The sequence below is a fragment of the Allochromatium humboldtianum genome, from assembly GCF_013385175.1.
In the GTDB taxonomy this organism is placed as follows: Bacteria; Pseudomonadota; Gammaproteobacteria; order Chromatiales; family Chromatiaceae; genus Thermochromatium; species Thermochromatium humboldtianum.
Map to the genome: position 1 here is coordinate 1 of NZ_JABZEO010000062.1, position 750 is coordinate 750.

The following is a 750-nucleotide window of genomic DNA, read 5'->3' on the forward strand; positions in this document are numbered from 1 at the left end:
GATGGGCATCAGCCAGGTAGCCGGGTTCACGACCAGCCAGATCTTCCAATCGTCTTCGGGGTTCTTCGGCTTTGCGACGTCGCTCATTGTATGTTCCTCTATGGAGAGAGAGAGTTAAAACCGGTTTACCACCAAGGATTGGCGGCGATCACGAACAGGTGAGCCAGAGCGGCCAGACCGACGAACGCGGTGTAGGTCACTTTGAACTGCTCGTGGAATTCCTTCGCCTGCTGCTCGGTCAGACCCGACAGGGATTGCTCGGCCATCGTTTGATCTCCCAAAGGGATGAATTGAGTGCCTCTGTGTTATCAGAGGGCGACGATTCCACCGCGACTCAAATCAGCGTCGCGACGAGATGAATTCGGTGCTTACTCAGCAGCTGCCGGAGCGGCGGCTTCTTCAGCCACGACCGGAGCGTGCCAGCCCTGATCTTCCAGACCGAAGGCCACAACGTGGATCAGGATGGCGGTCAGCGCCACGGCGATCAGCGTCGGGATCAGCCAAGTAGCCGGATTGACGACCAGCCAGAATTTGTAGTCGTTTTCGAGAGGCTTGTAACCCATGAATTCGATTGCCATTGTTCAGTTCCTCTCAATTACCACCAAGGATTCGCCGCGATGACGAACAGATGTGCCAGAGCGGCCAGACCCACAAACGCGGTGTAGGTCACCTTGAACTGCTCGTGGAATTCTTTCGCCTGCTGCTCGGTCAGACCCGACAGACTCTTCATATCAGCCATTGTTGGCCTCC

3 protein-coding genes and 1 pseudogene are annotated in these 750 nt (G+C 56.3%); all 4 read right to left on the reverse strand.

Annotated features, from left to right (window positions below; all coding sequences use genetic code 11):
- Window positions 1-87 (reverse strand): annotated as a pseudogene (locus HW932_RS21470) (light-harvesting protein); the annotation flags it as partial.
- A gap of 38 nt (window positions 88-125) precedes the next feature.
- Entirely contained in the window at window positions 126-266 is a 141-nt protein-coding gene (gene pufB / locus HW932_RS21475) for a light-harvesting antenna LH1, beta subunit (RefSeq protein WP_012971756.1), read from the reverse strand.
- Window positions 267-368: 102 nt separating this feature from the next.
- Window positions 369-578, reverse strand: coding sequence for a light-harvesting antenna LH1, alpha subunit (gene pufA, locus HW932_RS21480; RefSeq protein ID WP_176978484.1), 210 nt, complete (start codon window positions 576-578; stop codon window positions 369-371).
- A gap of 17 nt (window positions 579-595) precedes the next feature.
- The gene (gene pufB, locus HW932_RS21485; protein ID WP_007042216.1) at window positions 596-739 is read right to left on the reverse strand and encodes a light-harvesting antenna LH1, beta subunit; all 144 of its coding nucleotides are present in this window, start codon (window positions 737-739) and stop codon (window positions 596-598) included.
- Window positions 740-750: the final 11 nt, after the last annotated feature.

Bases quoted from the DNA above. Each gene is read 5' to 3' on its own strand.
- pufB (WP_012971756.1), bottom strand. From the start codon at position 266: ATGGCCGAGCAATCCCTGTCGGGTCTGACCGAGCAGCAGGCGAAGGAA.
- pufA (WP_176978484.1), bottom strand. From the start codon at position 578: ATGGCAATCGAATTCATGGGTTACAAGCCTCTCGAAAACGACTACAAA.
- pufB (WP_007042216.1), bottom strand. From the start codon at position 739: ATGGCTGATATGAAGAGTCTGTCGGGTCTGACCGAGCAGCAGGCGAAA.